Consider the following 22,525-nt stretch of genomic DNA (forward strand, 5'->3'; position numbering starts at 1 on the left):
ACCGGAACCATCTTTTAAGTGCCTAATTTTTAAAGGTCTTTTTATTAAACTGTCCATTTTATAGGGTACAGTTCACAATTGGGCTTTTTTATATGGAGTTTTTGTTATATACTAGAACTGTCACGCAAGAAAGGGCTTTCATTTATGATAGTTCTTTAGAATACGAATGCTTTCAATGTTATTTTTGAAAAATGTTCGATATTACTTGCGAAAAAATGTTGAATTGTGTTGACACATATGGGAGCAGGTGGTACGATTACTTCGAAAAGAATCACTGCCTCATATAATCTTGGAGATAAGGTCCATAAGTTTCTACCTGGCAACCATGAATTGCTAGACTATGAGGGGAAAAGTGTGTAACAAAGGATGTAAGGGATCTTTGTATCTAACTTTTTCTCTATATGAGGAATGTTGGGGTGCAAAGTTTTTTTTATGAAATAAAGATAGAAAATTTCATTTTGAAAAATTATTAACATTTATTCGACAAATTTTATTTTATCGTATCGTTATGTAAGGTATGTCATGTATTGGTTGAAAATCGAGAACAGAAGTCTTACATCAGAGGTCGAATAATTGGAATGCGGGGGAGTCTTATGTCAGTTAAATCCGATAGTCGACACTTATATTTACGGGTGATCGATCATATTAAAGAGAAAATCAAAAGCGGGGCATATAAAGAAAAACAAAAATTGCCTTCAGAGTTTGATTTAGCAAAAGAACTTGGCGTAAGTAGAGCGACTTTACGGGAAGCATTGCGTATTTTAGAAGAGGAAAATGTTGTTATTCGCAGACATGGCGTTGGTACTTTTGTGAATGCAAAACCGCTGTTTTCTTCTGGAATTGAACAACTTTCTAGTATTACAGATATGATTTCTAGTGTGGGGAAAACACCGGGAACAATCTTTTTATCATCATCTACTACGAGTCTAACAGAAGAGGAAAAAGAAAAGTTTAATAGTGATGAAGGCTTTGAGGCTGTGATGATTGAGCGTGTTCGTACAGCAGATGGGGAACCTGTTGTCTATTGCATTGACAAGTTGGCAAAAGAAGTATTACCAGATTTGTCTGATTATAATGAGGAATCGCTACTTACTGTTATTCATAATAACACGCATAAACGCATTACATACGCGGTTGCTCATATTGAACCAATTGGTTATCATCCAAAAATATCACCAATTTTACAATGCGAACCAGAAACAGCGCTGCTGATTCTAAAGCAAATGCACTATGATCAAAATGATGAGCCGATCTTATATTCTATTAATTATTTTAGAGCAGATAAATTTAGCTTCCACGTATTACGAAAACGTATGTAATTCGTTCCTTTTTAGGGAGGTGACAGCAAGAAGAAGGGGACACTAGCATATTAATAGATACATATATCATTTAGGAGGGGTTTCTAGTATGAAGAAAAAAACAGGTCTTTTATTATCATTAACGTTAGCGGCGAGTACGGTGTTAGGTGCATGTGGTAACTCGGATAAAGCAAGTGGAGATAAAAAAGATGGAAAGAGCATTAAAGTAGGTATGGTTACAGACGTTGGGGGCGTTGATGATAAATCATTTAACCAATCTTCTTGGGAAGGTTTACAAAAATTCGGTAAAGATAATGGGCTAAAAGAGAAGACGAACTATCGTTACCTTCAGTCTGAAAAAGAAGCGGACTATATTCCGAACTTAAAGAAATTTGCAAAAGATAAATATGATTTATCTTTTGGTATTGGTTATAAATTAGAAAAAGCAATTGAAGAAGTTGCGAAAGAAAATCCAAAGCAACAGTTTGCGATTGTAGATACTGTAGTAAAACAACCGAACGTAACAAGTATTACATTTAAGGATCATGAAGGATCATTCCTTGTAGGTGCAGTAGCAGCGATGTCAACAAAAACAAATAAAGTTGGGTTTGTTGGTGGAATGAAGAGTGATTTAATTAGTAAGTTTGAGAATGGATTTAAAGCTGGTGCTAAAGCTGTTAACCCAAATATTGAGATTGTATCTGAATATGCAGAAGCATTTGATAAACCTGAAAAAGGTGCTGCACTTGCATCAGCAATGTACGGACAAGGAGTAGACATAATTTATCATGCTGCTGGTGGTACTGGTAACGGCGTGTTTACTGAAGCGAAAAACCGTAAGAAGAAAGGTGAAAATGTTTGGGTAATCGGTGTTGACCGTGACCAAAATCAAGAAGGTATGCCTGAAAACGTAACGCTAACTTCTATGGTGAAACGCGTTGATGTTGCGGTTGAAAAAGTAGCACAAGAAGCAAAAGATGGTAAGTTAAAAGGCGGAAAAGTAGAAGCGTTTGGTTTGAAAGATGAAGGTGTTGGCATTGCGAAAACAACTGATAATGTAAAAAAAGTAAATCCAGAAATTTTACCAAAAGTAGAAGAGTTTGAAAAGAAAATTACTGCTGGTGAAATTAAAGTACCTGCTACTGATAAAGAGTACAAAGAATACGAAGCTGCTCTTAAGAAATAATAGAGAAATAGCAAAGGTTAGTTCTTAGAACTAACCTTTGTATATATAAAATTACTTTTAATAGAGTGTAATTGGGGACTGTTCCCTGCTAAAAGGAGGAACAAAATGGAATACGTAATTGAGATGAATAATATTACAAAAGTATTCCCAGGCATTGTAGCGAACGATAATATTACGCTGCAAGTAAAACAGGGAGAAATACATGCTTTACTCGGAGAAAATGGTGCAGGGAAGTCAACGTTAATGAACGTTCTTTTTGGATTATATCAGCCAGAACAAGGAGAAATTAAAATTAAAGGGAATCCTGTAAAGATTACAAACCCTAATATTGCAAATGACTTCGGGATTGGTATGGTTCATCAACATTTTATGCTTGTTCATAATTTTACAGTTACAGAGAATATTATTCTTGGAAATGAACCGAAGAGAAAAGGGAAAATTGCTATTGATGAAGCTGCAAAAGAGATTCAACAATTATCAGAACAATATGGTTTAGCTGTAGATCCGTATGCGAAAATTGAAGATATTTCAGTTGGTATGCAGCAACGTGTTGAAATTTTAAAAACGCTGTATCGCGGAGCAGAGATTTTAATATTTGATGAACCGACGGCAGTATTAACTCCTCAAGAAATTCAAGAGCTTATTCAAATTATGAAAAAGCTTGTGCGAGAAGGGAAATCTATCATTCTTATTACACATAAGTTAAAAGAAATTATGGAAGTTTGTGATCGTTGTACGATTATTCGTAAAGGAAAAGGAATCGGAACGGTTGACGTTGCAAATACAGATGAACATAAACTTGCAGAACTAATGGTCGGACGTCAAGTGAATTTTAAAACAGAAAAAATAGATGCCAGACCTAAGGAAGATGTACTTTCTATTGCAAATCTTGTTGTTCATGATGTGCGCCAATTGCCTGCTGTAAAAGGCCTTGACTTAACTGTTCGTGCAGGAGAAATCGTCGGTATTGCAGGGATTGATGGGAATGGACAAAGTGAATTAATAGAGGCAATTACTGGTTTACGAAAAGTTGAGTCAGGTTCTATTGCAATTAATGGAAAAGAAATCACAAACTGGCCTGTTAGACGAATTACGGAAGAAGGAGTCGGTCATATTCCAGAAGACCGTCATAAACATGGACTCGTTCTTGATTTTTCCGTTAGAGATAATATTGTTTTACAAACATATTATAAGAATCCATTTTCAAATAAAGGAATTTTAAATTTTAGTAAAATAACGAAAAAGGCAAAAGAGCTGATTGAGCAGTTTGATGTACGTACACCTAGCGAGCAAACAGTAGCTCGTGCATTATCTGGCGGGAACCAGCAAAAGGCAATTATTGCACGTGAAGTAGATCGTGATCCAGATTTATTAATCGCAGCGCAGCCGACACGTGGTTTAGATGTAGGTGCGATTGAATTTATTCATAAGAAATTAATTGAACAGAGAGATAAAGGAAAAGCGGTGCTTCTTCTTTCTTTAGAACTCGATGAAATTTTAAATGTGAGTGACCGCGTTGCTGTTATTTATGAAGGGAAAATTGTCGCGATTGTTAATGCAAAAGAAACAAATGAAAAACAATTAGGTCTTTTAATGGCTGGTGGAACAGGGGAAGCGAAGGTGAGTACAAATGGCTAAAAAGTTTTTAACGGAGCGAACGATTAATATTTTAGTTCCTGTATTATCCGTTATATTTGGGTTGCTTGTTGGTGCCATTGTTATGTTAGTTAGTGGGTATGATCCAATTGTTGGATATAGTGCACTTTGGACTGGTATGTTCGGAAGTCCCAGCGCAATTGGAGAGACGCTTCGTACAATGATTCCGCTTATTCTTGCGGGGTTATCGGTAGCTTTTGCGTTTCGTACAGGTTTATTTAATATCGGGGTAGAAGGACAATTGTTAGTTGGTTGGCTTGCTGCTGTTTGGTTTGGTTATGCAGTATCATTACCTGCCTTTCTTCATATTCCATTGTCTATTTTAGTGGCAGCTATAGTTGGTGGACTATGGGGATTTATTCCGGGATATTTGAAAGGGAAATTTAAGGTTAATGAAGTTATTGTAACGATTATGATGAACTACATTGCATTATATGTTACATATGACATCATTAAACGCTTTTTACATGAAGGCAATGACAAAACATATGATATTCAGCCGAGTGCGTCATTAGCTTCAGATTGGTTAGCTTCTTTAACAGATGGCTCTCGTCTTCACTGGGGAATTGTTGTCGCAATTCTTGTTACGATTCTTATGTGGTTCTTATTAGATAGAACAACTTTAGGTTATGAATTGAAATCAGTTGGGTTTAACCAACAAGCGTCTCAATATGCTGGTATGAAAGTGTCTCGTAATGTTGTGTTATCTATGACAATTGCGGGTGCATTTGCTGGTATTGGTGGCGCGATGGAAGGGCTTGGAACGTTCCAAAGTATGACAGCGATGGCTACATTTACCGGAATTGGATTTGACGGGATTGCGGTAGCGCTTCTTGGAGGGAATAATCCATTTGGTATTATACTTGCTGCGTTATTATTTGGAGGTTTAAAAAGTGCAGCGCCGCAAATGAACTTTGAAGCAGATGTACCATCTGAGTTAATTAATGTAATTATTGCATGTATTATTTTCTTTGTTGCTTGTAGTTATATTTTACGCTGGACACTTACGCGCATAAGCAAGGAGGGGAAATAAATGAGCTTTCTAGATGTTTTAGCCATTCTTGTGACGGGTACGTTATACACGGCAGCACCTCTAATCTTTACAGCGTTAGGTGGCGTATTTAGTGAGCGTTCTGGTGTTGTAAATATCGCATTGGAAGGATTAATGTTATTTGGTGCATTTGTTGGTGTTGTTACCACGCTATTAATGGGGGATACTTGGGGGGCTATGACTCCTTGGATTGCACTTATATTTGCAGCAATTGGTAGCGGATTATTTGCACTTCTTCATGCAGTTGCATCGATTACATTCCGTGCGGATCAAGTTGTTAGTGGAGTAGCAATTAACTTTTTATCTCTTGGTTTAACTGTTTTTGCGATTAAGAAAATCTTTGGTAAAGGACAAACTGATTTTATTCACTACCGTATTGAGAAAATTGATGTTCCAGGACTGTCGGATATTCCGGTTATTGGAAAAATCTTTTTCTCAAATGTACCATTAACATCGTATATTGCCATTATTTTAGCATTTGTTGTTTGGTATATTATTTATAAAACACCGTTTGGTCTTCGTCTTCGTGCGGTAGGTGAACATCCGATGGCTGCGGATACAATGGGGATTAATGTATATAAAATGCGTTATATTGCTGTTTGTATTTCAGGGATGTTTGCTGGAGTAGGCGGTGCAACCTTTGCACTGTCAATCTCAAACAACTTCTCAGGTGCAACGATTACGGGACAAGGTTTCTTAGCGTTAGCTGCTATGATCTTTGGGAAATGGAACCCAATTGGTGCACTAGGAGCTGCTTTATTCTTTGGATTTGCACAATCACTAGGGGTAACTGGTGGTACAATCCCTGTATTAAAAGAAATTCCGAGTGTTTTCTTAGCGATATTACCATATGTGTTTACGATTTTAGCACTTGTCGGTTTTGTAGGACGTTCAGAAGCTCCAAAGGCACTTGGAACACCGTATGAAAAAGGAAAAAGATAATCGTTTAAAAAGTATAGAAAAAGCTCGCACATTAGTGCGGGCTTTTTTACATAGAATATGCTTAATACAGAAATGTATTTTCTGCTTTTTAATGAAGAAATGATTAGAAGGAAAAGGAAATAAAGATGATAAGGGAGAAAAGTTGATTTTTCTTTTCTAAAAACTGTATATTGAAGAGGAATATTCCTACATACGTAAAGGAGGGCTATAAAATGAAACTGATGGAACAGCAAATGCATGAACTAGGTGGTTTACGTGTACATATGATTCCGACAGATAAATATAAAACAAATACATTTGTATTTCGCTTTAAAGCACCTTTAAATGAAGAAACGGTGACAGAGCGTGCTTTATTACCATATGTATTGCAAAGTGCAACAGAAAAACTACCATCTGTAATTCGTCTTCGCCAATATTTAGAGGAGTTGTACGGTTCTTCTCTGGCGGTAGATGTAAGTAAAAAAGGGGAAGATCATATCATCTCTATTTATGTGGATATTGCCAACGAAACATATTTACAAGATGCACCGCCGTTGTTTGAAAAAGCACTGTCTATGCTGTCTGATATTGTGTTACACCCAGCAACGGAAGGGAGCGGTTTTTTATCATCAATTGTAGAAAGTGAAAAAAGAGCGCTCGTGCAACGAATTGAAGCTACATATGATGATAAAATGCGCTATGCGAATGAACGATTAATAGAAGAAATGTGTAAAGTGGAACCATATCGTTTAAGTGCAAATGGTCAAAAAGAGCGCGTTGCCTCCATTACAAATGAAACTTTATACCGCTATTATCAAAAGGTGTTAGCGGAAGATGAAATGGATCTATATATCATTGGTGACATAGATGAAGATGCGGTTGACTTAGTAGGTAAATACTTTTCAATCGCGCCTCGTACAGCAAAAGACAAAAATGTCATTCTTCATAAGCGAAATAATGAAGAACAAGAAATTGTTGAAAAACAAGAATTAAAGCAAAGTAAATTAAATATCGGATATCGCACATATATTACGTACCGTGATGAGGATTATTTTGCGCTACAGCTGTTTAACGGGCTATTTGGTGGATTCTCACATTCGAAATTATTTGTGAATGTACGTGAAAAAAACAGTTTAGCCTATTATGCAGCGTCGCGTTTTGAAAGTCATAAAGGTCTTCTCTTTGTTATGTCGGGAATTGAAGCGAAAAATTATGAAAAAGCAGTCGAGATTATTAAAGAGCAAATGAAAGCAATGCAAAACGGTGACTTTTCTGAAGAAGAAATTCATCAAACAAAGAGTGTAATTCAAAACCAAATTTTAGAGGCAATTGATACACCGCGTGGTTTCGTAGAAATGCTTTATCATGGCGTCATTGCAGAACGTACCCGTCCAGTAGAGGAATGGTTAACTGGAATTGAACGTGTTACAAAAGAGAAAATTGTAAAGGTTGCCAATAATATTGAGCTAGATTCGATTTACTTTTTACACGGAACGGAGGGAGAATAGATGGAGAAAATTTCTTATGAACAATTAAAAGAAACACTTTATTATGAAAAGCTTCCAAATGGGTTAGATGTATATATATTGCCGAAGCAAGGATTTAATAAAACTTTTGCGACGTTTACAACAAAATATGGTTCCATTGATAACACGTTTGTTCCACTTGGAAAAGAAGAAATGGTTCGAGTGCCAGATGGGATTGCTCATTTTCTTGAGCACAAATTGTTTGAAAAAGAAGATCATGATGCGTTTCAGTTGTTTAGTAAACAAGGTGCTTCTGCGAATGCGTTTACATCATTTACGAGAACAGCGTACTTGTTTTCATGTACATCAAATGTAGAACAAAATTTAAATACATTATTAAATTTTGTTCAGGAACCTTATTTCTCTGAAAAAACAGTTGAAAAGGAAAAGGGAATTATTGGTCAAGAGATTCAAATGTATCAAGATAACCCGGATTGGCGTTTGTATTTTGGCTTAATCGATAGTTTATTTGTCAAACACCCAATTAAAATTGATATTGCAGGAACAATTGAGTCCATTAGTAAAATTACAAAAGACTTATTGTATGAGTGCTACGAGACATTTTATCATCCTAGCAATATGTTGTTATTTGTTGTAGGAGCAATTGACCCAGAAAAAACAATGAACTTAGTACGTGAAAATCAGGCGAAAAAAGATTATAAAAATCAACCAGAAATCGTACGTTCGTTTGAAGATGAACCAGAATCAGTAAATGAAAAGAAAAAAATTATTTCTATGCCTGTTCAAACACCGAAATGTTTAATAGGCATAAAGGCGACTGGGCTTAAAGAAAAAGGGCAAGAGCTTTTAAAACAAGAGATCGCGCTTACATTACTTTTAGATTATTTATTTGGGAAAGGATCAGTTCATTATGAGTCTTTATATAATGAAGGACTTATTGATGACTCATTCTCTTATGATTATACAGAAGAAGGTAACTTTGGTTTTGCGATGGTTGGTGGTGATACGAAGCAACCTGATGAGCTAGCTGAACGTTTAAAAGGTGTTTTACTACAGACTAATTATAATGAATTAGATGAGAATGCGTTAGAGCGTGTAAAGAAAAAGAAAATTGGCGGCTTTTTACGATCGCTTAACTCACCTGAATATATTGCAAATCAATTCACAAGGTATGCGTTTAATGAATCTAGTTTGTTTGATGCTCTGTCCGTTTTAGAGGGATTAACTGTTCAAGATTTACAAGAAGGAGCCAAAGTATTTTTATCTGAAGAAAGAATGAGTATTTGCCAAGTCTTGCCGAAGAAATAAAATGAAACATGAATAAGTGGGGCTTAAGCCTTACGATTTAGAACTTTACGGACAGTTTATCCCCCACCTAACCTTTTGGCTATTGCTGAATTGTAAGGTGGGGGTATTATTTGTTTGTGAATACATGATAAGATTAGTGTTTTGAAAGAGTTTCTCTGTAGAGGAAAGATAAGAGAGGATACATATGACAAAGTTTGCATTAGTGACTGGAGGAAGCGGAGGAATTGGCTCTGCAATTTCGAAACAATTAGTTGAAGATGGTTATACGGTGTATGTCCATTACAACAAAAGTGAAGAGAAAATAAAAAAATTAGAACAGCAACTTGGTGCAATTATTCCAGTTCAAGCGAATTTAGCAGCGGTAGATGGCGTGCAAAAGCTCTGGGCGCAAATTCATTATCCGATTGATGTTATTGTGTATGCAGCTGGAAAAAGTATATTTGGTTTGGCGACAGATGTGACAAATGAGCAATTGAATGAGATGGTGGAATTGCAGGTGAAGAGTGTTTATAACCTTCTTTCACTTGCGCTTCCATCGATGATCCGCCTGCGAAGTGGAAATATCGTTGTTATTTCATCTATATGGGGACAAGTAGGAGCGTCTTGTGAGGTGCTGTATTCTATGGTAAAAGGTGCACAAAACTCTTATGTAAAGGCGCTCGCAAAAGAGGTTGCGCTAAGTGGTATACGTGTAAATGCAGTGGCACCAGGAGCCATAGAGACGGAAATGTTAAGTGTGTTTTCAGAAGAGGACAAGAAAGAGATCGCAGAAGAGATTCCAGCTGGAAGGATTGGATTTCCAGAGGAAGTCGCCAAAACTGTTTCTTTCCTTGTATCACCAGGGGCTTCCTATATAACAGGGCAAATTATTGGAGTAAACGGTGGCTGGCATTGTTAAAATAAAAATATGTACATAAAAAGTGAGAAATTGTACAAATTAAGTATGATTCTATTACTTAATAGTGAGGTGCTTAAACATGTCAGTATTAGAGAATTTTGACCAGTGGAAAAGCTTTTTAGGAGAACGTTTAGAACAGGCGCAAGGAAAAGGGCTTGATGGTGGTGCAGTTTCAGATATGGCATTCCGTGTAGGCGATTATTTGGCAAATGAAGTAGAGGCGCGAAATGATCAAGAAAAATTATTAGCTGAGCTTTGGAAAGTGGCTGATGAACAAGAACAACACATGATTGCTAACTTAATGGTAAAGTTTGTACAACATAAGTAAAAAAGAGAGGAGAAAATCCTCTCTTTTTTTTAGGTATTGAAAATACCGTGATTCATTATACATTTATCTTCCCTATTAACGTAAAATCATATAATATAGTACGTAGGTGTAAAGTAAGCAGGGGGAGTGACATTTGATGATTGAATGGTATTTTGAATATGAAATACATAAAAACCGACCTGGCTTGCTTGGTGACGTTTCTTCGTTAATCGGTATGCTTGGTATTAATATTGTCACAATTAATGGTGTAGACAACGCTCGGCGCGGGCTGTTGCTTATGTGTGATAGCCAAGAGCAAATCTCTAGACTTGAATCAATTTTGAATACGATGGATAATATAACGGTAACGAAATATCGTCCGCCAAAGCTCAGAGATAGGTTGGCAGTTAGGCACGGTAGGTACATACAGCGAGACGCAGATGATAAGAAAACATTTCGTTTTGTTCGTGATGAATTGGGTTTACTCGTTGATTTTATGGCGGAACTAATGAAAAAAGAAGGGCATAAACTCATCGGAATAAGAGGAATGCCTCGCGTTGGAAAAACGGAATCTATCGTTGCTGCAAGTGTTTGTGCAAATAAGCGTTGGCTATTTGTTTCGTCTACTCTTATTAAACAAACTGTACGCAGTCAACTGATTGAAGATGAGTATAGTGACGATAATATTTTTATATTAGATGGCATTGTTTCAACAAAGCGTGCGAATGAAAGGCATTGGCAACTCGTTCGTGAAATTATGAGGTTACCCGCAACTAAAGTTGTCGAACATCCAGATGTATTTGTGAGTCAATCAGAATATACACTTGATGATTTTGATTATATTATTGAATTGCGTAACGATTATGATGAAGAAATTCAATATAATTTAGTAGATGAAATTGAGCAAGGAGCGCAAAATAATTTCTCTATGTTTGACTTTTAAAGAAATATTGAGGTGTTAGTAGTGACGGAATTAGGACAAAAGCTGAAGGAAGCAAGAGAAGCGAAAGGCTTATCTATTGATCAGCTACATGAGGTAACGAAAATTCAAAAACGGTATTTAGTAACAATTGAAGAGGGCGATTATAGTATATTGCCTGGTGCATTTTATGCACGTGCATTTATTAAACAATATGCGGACGCGGTTGGTCTGAACGGAGAAGAGTTGATTGTAGAGTATCAAAGCGTAGTACCACAATCTGAATCTCATGATGTACCGCAAATATCAAAAGGTCAAAAAACACAAGAAACTATGCAAAAAGCAGCATCGCTTCCAATAGCAGATCATATGTCTAAAATATTGATTGCATTATTGGTAATTGCAGTAGGGGTAGCTGTGTGGTTTGTTTTCCAATGGTTAATTGGAAAAGATGAAGGACAAGTAAAACAAACGAAAAGTGAACAAATAGAAGTACAGAAGGCGAAAAATTCTCCGCTTGATGAAAAGAAAGAAGAAGTAAAAGCAGAAGAACCTAAAAAAGAAGAGCCAAAGAAAGAAGAACCACCAGCACAACAGCCGCCTGCTGGACAAGAAGAAGTGAAGCTTGTTGGAACAAGTGGTAAGGTATCTACTTTGGAAATTCATAATAATAAAGCACTGGAGTTAGAAATTACAGCGAAGGGTGCAAGTTATGTAGACATTAAAAATGAAGGTGGAAATGTCGTTTTTAATGGTACACTTCAAGAAGGTCAAACAGAAAAACATGATTTAACAACAGCAAAAGAAGTACTTCTCAACATCGGAAGTGCACCGAATGTTGAAATTAAACTGAATGGCCAAGTTGTTGCTTTCCCACTAGATCCAGAAAAGGAATATCACCAAAGATTAGTGATTAAAAATCTAGGGGTAGGACAACCTGCACAATAAAAGTCATCGCTTCGATGACTTTTTTCCAATGAACAAATGTTTTTGACATGATGGAGGAATAGCTGTGAATTTACCAAATAAAATTACAATATCTCGAATCTGCTTAATTCCAATTTTTTTAGTAATTATGTTAGCTCCTTTTAACTGGGGAACATATACAGTTGGAAATGTAGATTTACCAATTCAACATTTAGTAGGAGCGATAGTTTTCATTGTTGCTTCAGCTACAGATTGGATTGATGGTCATTATGCAAGAAAGTATAATCTCGTGACGAATCTAGGTAAGTTTCTTGATCCATTAGCTGATAAGTTACTTGTTTCAGCAGCGCTTATTACATTAGTAGAAATGCAATATGTTCCATCTTGGATTGTTATTGTAATCATTAGCCGTGAGTTTGCTGTAACAGGATTACGTCTTATATTGGCTGGAACTGGTGAGGTTGTTGCGGCGAATATGTTAGGGAAAATTAAAACATGGACACAAATTATTGCGATTTCAGCATATTTATTACATGATGTACCGTTAAATTTAATCCATATTCCGGTTGCGGATATTTTCATATGGATTGCACTTATCTTTACGGTTATTTCTGGCTGGGACTATTTCTGGAAAAATAGAGCTGCTTTTGTAAATTCAAAATAACAGCTTATGGGGGAATCGGAATGAATGCCGAAATTATTGCGGTTGGAACAGAATTGTTACTCGGGCAAATTACAAATACAAATGCGAAGTTTTTATCTGAAAAGTTAGCTTCCATCGGAATTAATGTGTATTATCATACGGTTGTGGGTGATAATAATCATCGTTTACAAGAAGCAATTCAAATTGCTGAGAAACGTGCAGATATACTCATTTTTACCGGTGGATTGGGACCAACAAAAGATGATTTAACGAAAGAAACAATTGCTTCAACCTTACAAGAAGAACTTGTTTATGATGAAGTGGCTTTAACGTCAATTGGCGAGTATTTTAAACGTACAGGACGCGAATTCACAGAAAATAATAAGAAACAAGCACTTGTTTTGAAAGGATCGACTGTATTTGCAAATGATCATGGTATGGCACCGGGTATGGGGCTAGCTAAGAACCAGAAGGTTTATATTTTATTACCGGGCCCACCAAAAGAAATGAAACCGATGTATACAAGCTACGTAGAGCCGTTTTTACGTAACTTTACAACTGAAGAGCATATATATTCCCGTATTCTTCGTTTTTTCGGCATTGGAGAATCCCAACTGGAAGTGAAAGTTCAAGACTTAATTGATGGTCAAACGAATCCAACAATTGCTCCGCTAGCTTCAGATGGAGAAGTAACGCTTCGTTTGACCGCTAAACACCATGATGTAAAGCATGCGGAAGTGTTGATTCAACATGTAGAAGATTTGATTTTAGAACGAGTAGGGGAGTTTTTCTACGGATATAATCAAGATTTTCTTCATAATAAAGCGATTGATTTATTGAATAAAAAAGCTTTAACTTTAGCGTGTGCAGAAAGTTTAACAGGCGGTCTGTTTGGGAATCAAGTAACAGAAAATGCCGGCGTATCTTCTGTTTTTAAAGGCGGCGTGATTTGCTATCATAACGATGTGAAACAACATGTTTTACAAGTGCCTGAAGAAATCTTACAAACAGTCGGTGCTGTTAGCGAACAATGTGCTCGTTATCTTGCTGAAAATGTAAAGACACTATTGAAGGCAGATATTGGAATTAGCTTTACTGGAGTGGCAGGACCGGATGCTTCGGAAAATAAAGAGCCTGGTACTGTTTTTGTAGGTTTAGCGATAAAGAATGAACCAACGTTTGTTTTTCCTCTTAAATTAAGTGGAAGTCGTCAGCAAATTCGAGAACGCTCTGTGAAATATGGATTTTATCATTTATACAAAAAACTAGAAGAGATGTGAGTTTCTTCTAGTTTTTTTGTGATGAAAAATGAAACTTTTTCCATGGAAAACAAAAAAACGAATAAACGTTCGATTTTTGTTGGCAAATTGATATGAAAATAGGTATAATAAGATTAGCAATTCAGTTAAGGAGGAATTTTGAATGAGTGATCGTCAAGCGGCATTAGATATGGCGTTAAAACAAATAGAGAAGCAATTTGGTAAAGGCTCCATTATGAAATTAGGAGAACAGGCAGAACGTAGAATTTCTACAATTCCAAGTGGTTCATTAGCACTTGATGTAGCTTTAGGTGTTGGTGGTTACCCGCGCGGACGTGTTATCGAAATCTATGGACCTGAAAGCTCAGGTAAAACAACGGTTTCCTTACATGCGATTGCAGAAGTGCAACGTCAAGGTGGACAAGCAGCATTTATTGATGCAGAACATGCGATGGATCCTGTATATGCACAAAAATTGGGTGTTAATATTGATGAGTTACTATTATCACAGCCTGATACAGGAGAACAAGGTCTAGAAATTGCAGAAGCTTTAGTACGAAGCGGTGCAATTGATATTATCGTAATTGACTCTGTAGCGGCTCTTGTACCAAAAGCGGAAATCGAAGGAGAAATGGGTGACTCTCACGTCGGTTTACAAGCACGTCTAATGTCACAAGCACTTCGTAAGCTTTCCGGTGCGATTAACAAATCAAAAACAATTGCAATCTTTATTAACCAAATTCGTGAAAAAGTTGGGGTTATGTTCGGGAACCCAGAAACAACTCCAGGTGGTCGTGCGTTGAAATTCTATTCAACAGTTCGTCTTGAAGTGCGTCGCGCTGAGCAATTAAAGCAAGGTAATGATATTGTTGGTAACAAAACAAAAATAAAAGTAGTGAAAAATAAAGTAGCACCTCCTTTCCGTGTTGCTGAAGTTGATATTATGTACGGAGAAGGGATTTCAAGAGAAGGCGAAATTTTAGATATGGCTTCTGAACTTGATATCGTTCAAAAAAGTGGTGCTTGGTATTCTTATAATGAAGAACGTTTAGGACAAGGGCGCGAAAATGCAAAACAATTCTTAAAAGAAAATCCAGAATTAAGAGATGAAATTGCATTCTTTATTCGTGAACATCATGGTATTGGTGAAGATGCTGGAAACTTAGAAGAAGGTGCTATTCTAGATTAACAAAAGACACGATTTCGTGTCTTTTATTTTTTATTTCACAATAATATGTAGCAAGGCCTTTCATTCAGGCGTTCTCCCTTGTTAAAACTGATTAGGTAAGGGGTGTCATCTTTGGTGAATATAAACTTTTTTCGTTAAAAGGAGATTTATATGACAAAGGTAAAGAAAGTAAAAGTAGACAACGCTTGACAATGAAAATTGCGATAGATACAATGAGAATGTATATTTTTTCTTATATACGATACACTCTTCTCTAGAAGAGAAGTAACATTCGGAGTAGGTTCTATACCTTTTCGAAATAATAATATGACATTTTAATTGTGAAATGAAGAAAGTCCCTTAAAAAGCGGGACGACGGTCTTTGCTGTACGTTGCAAATTAATGTACATGCCGACAGTCTTTTTTCATTCATGGCAAGGGGAGGTGAAATCATGAGTAGTAGTACATTAATTTGGATACTCATCTCCATTTTGCTTGCAACAGTCGGTGCAGTTGTTGGCTTTTTTGTTCGAAAGTCTATTGCAGAAGCGAAGATTAATGGTGCAGCAAACGAAGCGAGACGCATTTTAGAAGATGCAAATCGTGAAGCAGAGGCACTTAAGAAGGAAGCGCTTTTAGAAGCAAAGGATGAAATTCATACACTTCGTACAGAAGCTGAATTAGAAATTCGTGATCGTAGAAGCGAATTACAAAAACAAGAAAATCGTTTAATGCAAAAAGAAGAGAACCTTGATCGTAAAGACGAGACGCTCGATAAACGTGAGCAGATGTTAGAAAAGAAAGAGGAATCTCTTGTAGCGAGACAACAACAGATTGAAGAGTTGGAAAGCAAAGTGGGAGAGTTAGTTCAAAAGCAACAAACGGAATTAGAGCGCATTTCCAATCTGACACGCGAACAAGCGAAAGCAATCATTTTAGGGAAAGTGGAAAGTGAAATTTCTCATGAAATTGCCGTTATGGTAAAAGAAAGTGAAGTTCGTGCGAAAGAAGAGGCGGATAAGAAAGCAAAAGAGATTTTATCTCTTGCAATGCAAAGATGTGCAGCTGATCATGTTGCTGAAACAACCGTTTCGGTTGTAAATCTTCCAAATGACGAAATGAAGGGACGTATTATCGGGCGTGAAGGTCGTAATATTCGTACGTTAGAAACGTTAACAGGTATTGACCTTATTATTGATGATACGCCAGAAGCGGTAATCCTATCAGGGTTCGATCCAATTCGTCGTGAAACAGCTCGTATCGCTCTTGATAAGCTCGTACAGGATGGACGTATTCACCCAGCACGTATTGAGGAAATGGTCGAAAAATCGAGACGTGAAGTGGATGAGTATATTCGCGAAGTTGGGGAACAAACAACATTTGAAGTAGGTGTCCACGGATTACATCCAGATTTAATTAAAATCTTAGGTCGTTTGAAATACCGTACAAGTTATGGACAAAATGTGTTGAAACACTCTATGGAAGTAGCGTACTTAACAGGACTTATGGCAGCGGAGCTTGGCGAGGATGAAAAACTAGCAAGACGTGCAGGTCTATTGCATGATATCGGAAAAGCAATTGACCATGAAGTAGAAGGTAGTCACGTTGAAATTGGTGTTGAACTCGCAACGAAATATAAAGAGCATCCGGTTGTTATTAATAGTATCGCATCTCACCATGGTGATACAGAACCAACTTCCATCATTGCAGTTTTAGTTGCAGCAGCGGATGCGTTATCAGCTGCAAGACCAGGAGCTCGTAGTGAAACGCTTGAAAACTATATTCGTCGTCTTGAAAAGTTAGAAGAGATTTCAGAATCCTATGAAGGAGTAGAAAAATCTTTTGCAATTCAAGCAGGACGTGAAGTTCGCATCTTGGTAAAACCGGATACAATCGATGATTTAGAAGCCCATCGTTTAGCACGCGATATTCGAAAACGTATTGAAAATGAACTGGATTATCCAGGACATATTAAAGTAACAGTTATTCGTGAAACACGTGCAGTGGAATACGCAAAATAAAGTGGTGAAACACCACTTTATTTTTTTGTGTTGGGATTGGGCAATATAAAATAAATCGTTTGCAAATCACTTTATTCGATTTCCATTCTAGTTGGCTAGAATGGAAGAAGAGTTTTAATGAGCAGTTTGTTTTTCTTATTAGTGAGTAATAAAATAAGTAGTACATAGAAAGGGTAAGACATATGAGAATTTTATTTGTTGGAGATGTAGTAGGATCCCCTGGAAGAGGTATGATTCAACAATACGTACCGGCGTTAAAGAAAAAATATACGCCTACTGTAACAATTATTAATGGAGAAAATGCTGCAGGTGGCCGTGGTATTACAGAGAAAATTTACCGAAACTTTTTAGAGTGTGGTGCACAAGCAGTTACGCTTGGGAATCATGCTTGGGATAACCGTGAAGTGTTTGAGTTTATTGATGATGCAAAATATCTTGCAAGACCAGCCAATTTCCCAGAGGGAACACCGGGAAAAGGACTTATTTTTGTAAATTGTAACGGTACCGAAGTAGCGGTAATTAATTTACAAGGACGTACGTTCCTTCCGCCAATTGATTGCCCGTTCCGAAAAGTAGATGAATTAATTAACATTGCGAAAAAACGTACAAATATTATCTTTATTGATTTTCATGCTGAGACAACAAGTGAAAAACAGGCGCTTGGTTGGTACGTAGATGGACGTGCTACGGCAGTCGTAGGGACACATACGCATGTTCCAACAGCAGATAATCGTATTTTGCCAAGCGGAACAGCTTATATTACAGATGTTGGAATGACTGGTCCGTATGATGGGATTTTAGGTATGGATCGTGAAGCTGTACTGAAGAAATTTTTAACGAATTTACCTGTACGTTTTGAAGTAACAAATGGAAGAACGCAACTAAGTGCAGTATTAATTGATGTGGATCCAAATACAGGAAAAGCGAAAAAAATTGAACGTATTTTAATCAATGATGATCAGCCATTTTTCGAATAAGATCATTTAAAAGTTAGAAAAAACATTATATTTTAATTTTTTAGAAAAATTACAGAAATTTAGCAGGAATACATGTCTCCCCTCGTGAATATAAGTTAAAGTGAAATCAATCGCTAATACTTTTTAAAGAAACGAGGAGGAAACGAGGAATGGAAATATTAAAAGTTAAAGCAACTTCGGTCCCTAACTCTGTAGCCGGTGCACTTGCTGGGGTTATTCGCGAACGCGGAACAGCAGAAATCCAAGCTATTGGCGCAGGTGCATTAAATCAAGCTGTGAAGGCAGTAGCAATTGCAAGAGGGTTTGTAGCGCCTAGTGGTTTGGATTTGATTTGTATCCCAGCTTTTACAGACATTATGATTGATGGTGAAGAACGTACAGCAATAAAATTAATTGTAGAACCTCGTTAAGTTTGAACAACCTGTTTGCTTTTATGCAAACAGGTTGTTTTTATGGGGAAGGGGAAATGAAAGTGAAAGTGTTTGATGCGCACTGTGATGTACTATGGCAACTATGGAGTGCAAAAGGAAAGAAGAATTTTCAAAATGATCCGTCTTTACATATTACATTTGAACAATTGGAGCAAAGAAAAGGAAGCGTACAATGCTTTGCGATATATGTACCTGAAATCGTACCATATGAACAACGTTTTGAAGCTACGTTAGCTATGATAGATATATTTTATAAGCAGATTTTATCGTTACCAAACATGAAATTGATTCAGACAAAAAAAGATATAACGCAGTTAGAATCAAATGAAATTGGCGCGATTTTAACATTAGAAGGCGGCGAAGCAATTGGAAAAGAAATGATGAAATTGCGCACGCTCTATCGTTTAGGAGTCCGATCTATGGGACTCACGTGGAATCATGCGAATTTATTAGCTGATGGAGCACTGGAAACAAGAGGAGCGGGACTTACTGCGTTTGGTAAGAAGGTTGTAGAAGAGCTGAATTCGTTTCGTTTATGGACAGATGTGTCTCACTTAAATGAAAAAGGTTTTTGGGATGTGATGGAAATTGCTCAATATCCAATTGCATCACATTCAAATTGTTATGGGCTTTGTCAGCACCCGCGTAATCTGAAAGATGAACAAGTACAAGCACTTATTCAAAAAGATGGTGTAATTGGTGTAACGTTCGTTCCAGAGTTTTTAACCAACCATAGGCCTGCTTATATGGATGACATATTACGGCATGTGGAGCGCATTTGTTCGCTCGGAGGAGAGCGCAATATAGGATTTGGTTCGGATTTTGATGGTATCACAGAAATGGTTGTCGGTGTGGAAGCGTATCGGCGTTATGAATATGTAATCAATGAACTGAGTAAGCGATACAGTGAAACAAATGTTCAAAGCTTTTTATATGATAATTTCATTAATCATATTTCTTTCTAGTTTCTTATTTTTTATTGGTTTTTTATTTGAAAATAAAAAGTTAGAAAAATTAAAAAATTCTAATGAAATTCAGGCCAAATTATTGCATTTTTTTCATTGTAAGGCTAGAATTGTAGACGAATTAAGATTATGCAAAACATTCAGGGAAGTCTGAAGAGGTATAATTTGTGTCCATTGTAGTTTCTTTGCATAAAAAGTGCTACACTATTACTGTAAAAAAATACACTACAATGAATGCAGCCAAAAGGGGTGTAGGAGATGATTAGTCAACTTTCATGGAAAGTTGGAGGACAACAAGGTGAAGGAATTGAAAGTACAGGAGAAATCTTCTGTATTGCATTAAACCGCTTAGGGTATTACCTATACGGTTACCGCCACTTTTCATCACGAATTAAGGGTGGTCATACAAATAATAAAATTCGCGTAAGTACAACTGAAGTACGCGCAATATCAGATGATTTAGATATTTTAATTGCTTTTGATCAAGAAACAATTGATTTTAACTTCCACGAACTACGACCAGGTGGAATTGTTGTTGCAGATGCAAAATTTAATCCAACTATACCAGAAAGTTCAGATGTAAATCTATATGCAATACCGTTTACAGATATTGCCTCTGAATTAGGGACATCATTAATGAAAAACATGGTTGCCGTTGGGGCATCTAGTGCAGTATTAGGGTTAGATGAAACTGTATATTTAGAAGTTGTTGAAGAAATTTTCGGTCGCAAGGGAGAGCAAGTCGTTAAAAAGAATATGGAAGCAATCAAACGCGGCTCTCAATATATGAAAGAATTACTTGGTGAGAAAGTGAATATGATGCAGCTTGAAAAAGCTGATGGTCAAAAACGTATGTTTATGATCGGTAACGATGCAATTGCATTTGGCGCAGTAGCTGGTGGAGCGCGCTTTATGTCAGCATATCCAATTACACCTGCCTCTGAAATTATGGAATACTTAATTAAAAAATTGCCAAAAGTAGGCGGAACAGTCATCCAAACAGAGGATGAGATTGCTGCTTGTACAATGGCAATTGGTGCGAACTATGCGGGTGTACGTACCCTAACAGCATCAGCAGGACCTGGTTTATCTTTAATGATGGAATCAATTGGTTTAGCTGGTATTACAGAAACACCACTTGTAATCGTTGATACACAGCGTGGTGGTCCAAGTACTGGTTTACCAACAAAGCAAGAGCAATCTGATTTAATGGCGATGATTTACGGGACACACGGTGAAATTCCAAAAATCGTAATGGCGCCAAGTACTGTTGAAGAAGCGTTCTATGATATCGTAGAAGCATTTAACCTAGCGGAAGAATATCAAGTTCCTGTTATTTTCTTAACAGATTTACAGCTTTCTTTAGGAAAGCAAACAGTAGAACCATTGAAGTTAGACAGAGTAGAAATTCGCCGCGGTAAGCTTGATTTACAGGCAGAGTTACCAGATCGTGAAAATAAAGCTTACTTTAAACGTTATGAAGTGACAGAAGATGGTGTTTCACCACGTGTTTTACCTGGTATGAAAAATGGTGTTCACCATGTGACAGGTGTAGAACATGATGAAACTGGTAAACCATCTGAATCAGCACTGAATCGTAAAGCACAAATGGACAAACGTTTCCGTAAAATGGAGAATTTAAAGTTTAATACCCCTGTTTACAAAAATGCTAAGTATGATGAAGCTGATGTATTGTTAGTTGGCTTTAACTCTACTCGTGGTGCAATTGAAGAAGCAATGGAGCGTTTAGAGCAAGAAGGATTAAAAGTAAATCATGCTCATGTTCGTTTAATTCATCCGTTCCCAACTGATGAAATTCTTCCACTTGTAAAGGATGCAAAACGCGTTGTTGTAGTAGAAAACAATGCAACTGGTCAGCTTGCTAACATTATGAAAATGAATCTTGGCATTGGTGAGAAAATTTCTAGTCTGTTAAAATATGACGGGAATCCATTCCTACCAAAAGAAATTTACAACGAATGCAAAAAAGGGGTTGTATTAAATGGCAACATTTAAGGACTTTCGGAACAGTGTAAAACCAAACTGGTGTCCAGGTTGCGGAGACTTCTCGGTGCAAGCTGCAATTCAACGTGCAGCAGCTAACGTTGGTTTAAACCCAGATGAATTAGCTGTTATTTCTGGAATTGGCTGTTCAGGTCGTATTTCAGGTTATATTAATTCGTATGGTGTTCATAGTATTCATGGGCGTGCACTTCCAATTGCACAAGGTGTGAAAATGGCAAACCGTGATTTAACAGTTATCGCATCTGGTGGTGACGGAGATGGCTTTGCAATCGGTATGGGACATACAATTCATTCGATTCGTCGTAACATTGACATTACGTACATCGTTATGGATAACCAAATTTACGGTTTAACAAAAGGTCAAACTTCACCACGTAGCGAAGCGGGATTTAAAACGAAAAGTACACCGCAAGGTTCAATTGAACCAGCATTATCTGTAATGGAAATGGCATTAACAGCGGGTGCAACATTTGTTGCACAAAGCTTCTCTAGTGACTTAAAAGAATTAACGCAGCTTATCGAAGCTGGTATTCAGCATAAAGGATTCTCTTTAATTAATGTATTTAGCCCATGTGTAACTTATAATAAAGTAAATACGTATGACTGGTTTAAAGAGAATTTAACAAAATTAAGCACAGTCGAAGGATACGATCCATCTAATCGTATGATTGCTATGCAAACATTAATGGAAAACAAAGGTTTAGTAACAGGCTTAATTTATCAAAATACAGAGCAGCCTTCTTACCAAGAACTTGTAAAGGGATATAGCGAAAAACCTTTAGTGCAAGCTGATTTACAAATGGATCAAAAAATGTTTGATGAACTCGTTGCTGAATTTATGTAATCATAATAAAAAAGCTGCTTAATGGCAGCTTTTTTATTTACATGGTGAGTAAACAAAATGAGTTAACTTTTTAATACATTTTGTTTACTCGGAAAATTCAGAATGATAAAATGATAGTGTATCGTCTTGCCAGAAAAAATTGGTTTGTGCGCTGTAGTACGTGGGTATGATACTGTCTCTTTGTTGTTAAATTTAGCTAAACACTTTATACTATGATAGTGTGTATAGGAATAA

At 36.8% G+C, this 22,525-nt stretch carries 20 protein-coding genes and 1 riboswitch; all 20 genes read left to right on the top strand.

Annotation, left to right across the window (positions count from 1 at the left end):
• The first annotated feature begins 259 nt into the window (after positions 1-259).
• Positions 260-361, top strand: a riboswitch (purine riboswitch).
• 232 nt (positions 362-593) lie between these two features.
• The 20 genes from JDS96_RS14955 (at position 594) to JDS96_RS15050 (ending at position 22,291) form a co-directional block, all read left to right on the top strand.
• A complete protein-coding gene (locus JDS96_RS14955; protein WP_000114183.1) occupies positions 594-1,319 on the top strand; it encodes a GntR family transcriptional regulator in 726 nt (241 codons plus the stop codon).
• Between the two features lie 88 nt (positions 1,320-1,407).
• The gene (locus tag JDS96_RS14960) at positions 1,408-2,484 is read left to right on the top strand and encodes a BMP family lipoprotein (protein WP_199667263.1); all 1,077 of its coding nucleotides are present in this window, start codon (positions 1,408-1,410) and stop codon (positions 2,482-2,484) included.
• Positions 2,485-2,589: 105 nt separating this feature from the next.
• Positions 2,590-4,122, top strand: coding sequence for an ABC transporter ATP-binding protein (locus tag JDS96_RS14965; protein ID WP_199667264.1), 1,533 nt, complete (start codon positions 2,590-2,592; stop codon positions 4,120-4,122).
• Positions 4,115-5,173 (top strand): ABC transporter permease, encoded by a 1,059-nt coding sequence (locus JDS96_RS14970; RefSeq protein WP_018764690.1) that lies wholly within the window; start codon positions 4,115-4,117, stop codon positions 5,171-5,173. The genes JDS96_RS14965 and JDS96_RS14970 overlap by 8 nt, the downstream gene beginning before the upstream one ends.
• The gene (locus tag JDS96_RS14975; protein WP_003199393.1) at positions 5,174-6,133 is read left to right on the top strand and encodes an ABC transporter permease; all 960 of its coding nucleotides are present in this window, start codon (positions 5,174-5,176) and stop codon (positions 6,131-6,133) included. It begins immediately after the preceding gene.
• Positions 6,134-6,345: 212 nt separating this feature from the next.
• Entirely contained in the window at positions 6,346-7,620 is a 1,275-nt protein-coding gene (gene yfmF / locus JDS96_RS14980; protein WP_199667265.1) for an EF-P 5-aminopentanol modification-associated protein YfmF, read from the top strand.
• Positions 7,621-8,907 (top strand): EF-P 5-aminopentanol modification-associated protein YfmH, encoded by a 1,287-nt coding sequence (gene yfmH / locus JDS96_RS14985; RefSeq protein ID WP_199667266.1) that lies wholly within the window; start codon positions 7,621-7,623, stop codon positions 8,905-8,907. It begins immediately after the preceding gene.
• 184 nt (positions 8,908-9,091) lie between these two features.
• Positions 9,092-9,805 (top strand): elongation factor P 5-aminopentanone reductase, encoded by a 714-nt coding sequence (gene ymfI, locus JDS96_RS14990; protein ID WP_006095666.1) that lies wholly within the window; start codon positions 9,092-9,094, stop codon positions 9,803-9,805.
• Between the two features lie 79 nt (positions 9,806-9,884).
• The gene (locus tag JDS96_RS14995; protein ID WP_003199403.1) at positions 9,885-10,133 is read left to right on the top strand and encodes a DUF3243 domain-containing protein; all 249 of its coding nucleotides are present in this window, start codon (positions 9,885-9,887) and stop codon (positions 10,131-10,133) included.
• A gap of 136 nt (positions 10,134-10,269) precedes the next feature.
• Complete coding sequence (locus JDS96_RS15000; RefSeq protein ID WP_016115921.1) at positions 10,270-11,055, top strand: DUF3388 domain-containing protein; 786 nt, start codon at positions 10,270-10,272, stop codon at positions 11,053-11,055.
• Positions 11,056-11,067: 12 nt separating this feature from the next.
• Complete coding sequence (locus JDS96_RS15005) at positions 11,068-11,979, top strand: helix-turn-helix domain-containing protein (protein WP_097786802.1); 912 nt, start codon at positions 11,068-11,070, stop codon at positions 11,977-11,979.
• A gap of 64 nt (positions 11,980-12,043) precedes the next feature.
• Positions 12,044-12,622 carry a CDP-diacylglycerol--glycerol-3-phosphate 3-phosphatidyltransferase gene (gene pgsA, locus JDS96_RS15010; RefSeq protein WP_018764686.1) on the top strand — a complete coding sequence of 193 codons (579 nt, stop codon included), beginning with the start codon at positions 12,044-12,046 and terminating at the stop codon, positions 12,620-12,622.
• A gap of 20 nt (positions 12,623-12,642) precedes the next feature.
• On the top strand, positions 12,643-13,881 hold the full coding sequence (locus tag JDS96_RS15015) for a competence/damage-inducible protein A (protein ID WP_199667267.1): 1,239 nt from the start codon (positions 12,643-12,645) through the stop codon (positions 13,879-13,881).
• Positions 13,882-14,023: 142 nt separating this feature from the next.
• On the top strand, positions 14,024-15,049 hold the full coding sequence (gene recA, locus JDS96_RS15020) for a recombinase RecA (protein ID WP_003199415.1): 1,026 nt from the start codon (positions 14,024-14,026) through the stop codon (positions 15,047-15,049).
• A gap of 431 nt (positions 15,050-15,480) precedes the next feature.
• Positions 15,481-17,049, top strand: a complete 1,569-nt coding sequence (gene rny, locus JDS96_RS15025) for a ribonuclease Y (RefSeq protein WP_016115916.1) — start codon at positions 15,481-15,483, stop codon at positions 17,047-17,049.
• Positions 17,050-17,231: 182 nt separating this feature from the next.
• Entirely contained in the window at positions 17,232-18,026 is a 795-nt protein-coding gene (locus JDS96_RS15030) for a TIGR00282 family metallophosphoesterase (protein WP_003199419.1), read from the top strand.
• A 149-nt stretch (positions 18,027-18,175) separates the two neighbouring features.
• Positions 18,176-18,436 carry a stage V sporulation protein SpoVS gene (gene spoVS / locus JDS96_RS15035; protein WP_000404341.1) on the top strand — a complete coding sequence of 87 codons (261 nt, stop codon included), beginning with the start codon at positions 18,176-18,178 and terminating at the stop codon, positions 18,434-18,436.
• A 23-nt stretch (positions 18,437-18,459) separates the two neighbouring features.
• The gene (locus tag JDS96_RS15040) at positions 18,460-19,422 is read left to right on the top strand and encodes a dipeptidase (RefSeq protein ID WP_003199421.1); all 963 of its coding nucleotides are present in this window, start codon (positions 18,460-18,462) and stop codon (positions 19,420-19,422) included.
• A 258-nt stretch (positions 19,423-19,680) separates the two neighbouring features.
• Complete coding sequence (locus tag JDS96_RS15045) at positions 19,681-21,438, top strand: 2-oxoacid:acceptor oxidoreductase subunit alpha (RefSeq protein ID WP_003199424.1); 1,758 nt, start codon at positions 19,681-19,683, stop codon at positions 21,436-21,438.
• On the top strand, positions 21,425-22,291 hold the full coding sequence (locus JDS96_RS15050; protein WP_018764680.1) for a 2-oxoacid:ferredoxin oxidoreductase subunit beta: 867 nt from the start codon (positions 21,425-21,427) through the stop codon (positions 22,289-22,291). Before JDS96_RS15045 ends, JDS96_RS15050 begins: the two co-directional genes overlap by 14 nt.
• Positions 22,292-22,525: the final 234 nt, after the last annotated feature.

The organism is Bacillus cereus group sp. N21, from assembly GCF_016483395.1.
GTDB classification, from domain to species: domain Bacteria; phylum Bacillota; class Bacilli; order Bacillales; family Bacillaceae_G; genus Bacillus_A; species Bacillus_A pseudomycoides.

Coding starts and splice junctions, on each gene's coding strand:
- JDS96_RS15015 (WP_199667267.1), top strand. CDS start 12,643: ATGAATGCCGAAATTATTGCGGTTGGAACAGAATTGTTACTCGGGCAA.
- JDS96_RS14995 (WP_003199403.1), top strand. CDS start 9,885: ATGTCAGTATTAGAGAATTTTGACCAGTGGAAAAGCTTTTTAGGAGAA.
- JDS96_RS15040 (WP_003199421.1), top strand. CDS start 18,460: ATGCAAACAGGTTGTTTTTATGGGGAAGGGGAAATGAAAGTGAAAGTG.
- spoVS (WP_000404341.1), top strand. CDS start 18,176: ATGGAAATATTAAAAGTTAAAGCAACTTCGGTCCCTAACTCTGTAGCC.
- JDS96_RS14970 (WP_018764690.1), top strand. CDS start 4,115: ATGGCTAAAAAGTTTTTAACGGAGCGAACGATTAATATTTTAGTTCCT.
- JDS96_RS15000 (WP_016115921.1), top strand. CDS start 10,270: ATGATTGAATGGTATTTTGAATATGAAATACATAAAAACCGACCTGGC.
- JDS96_RS15050 (WP_018764680.1), top strand. CDS start 21,425: ATGGCAACATTTAAGGACTTTCGGAACAGTGTAAAACCAAACTGGTGT.
- JDS96_RS15045 (WP_003199424.1), top strand. CDS start 19,681: ATGATTAGTCAACTTTCATGGAAAGTTGGAGGACAACAAGGTGAAGGA.
- yfmF (WP_199667265.1), top strand. CDS start 6,346: ATGAAACTGATGGAACAGCAAATGCATGAACTAGGTGGTTTACGTGTA.
- yfmH (WP_199667266.1), top strand. CDS start 7,621: ATGGAGAAAATTTCTTATGAACAATTAAAAGAAACACTTTATTATGAA.
- ymfI (WP_006095666.1), top strand. CDS start 9,092: ATGACAAAGTTTGCATTAGTGACTGGAGGAAGCGGAGGAATTGGCTCT.
- recA (WP_003199415.1), top strand. CDS start 14,024: ATGAGTGATCGTCAAGCGGCATTAGATATGGCGTTAAAACAAATAGAG.
- rny (WP_016115916.1), top strand. CDS start 15,481: ATGAGTAGTAGTACATTAATTTGGATACTCATCTCCATTTTGCTTGCA.
- JDS96_RS15030 (WP_003199419.1), top strand. CDS start 17,232: ATGAGAATTTTATTTGTTGGAGATGTAGTAGGATCCCCTGGAAGAGGT.
- JDS96_RS14965 (WP_199667264.1), top strand. CDS start 2,590: ATGGAATACGTAATTGAGATGAATAATATTACAAAAGTATTCCCAGGC.
- JDS96_RS14975 (WP_003199393.1), top strand. CDS start 5,174: ATGAGCTTTCTAGATGTTTTAGCCATTCTTGTGACGGGTACGTTATAC.
- JDS96_RS14960 (WP_199667263.1), top strand. CDS start 1,408: ATGAAGAAAAAAACAGGTCTTTTATTATCATTAACGTTAGCGGCGAGT.
- JDS96_RS14955 (WP_000114183.1), top strand. CDS start 594: ATGTCAGTTAAATCCGATAGTCGACACTTATATTTACGGGTGATCGAT.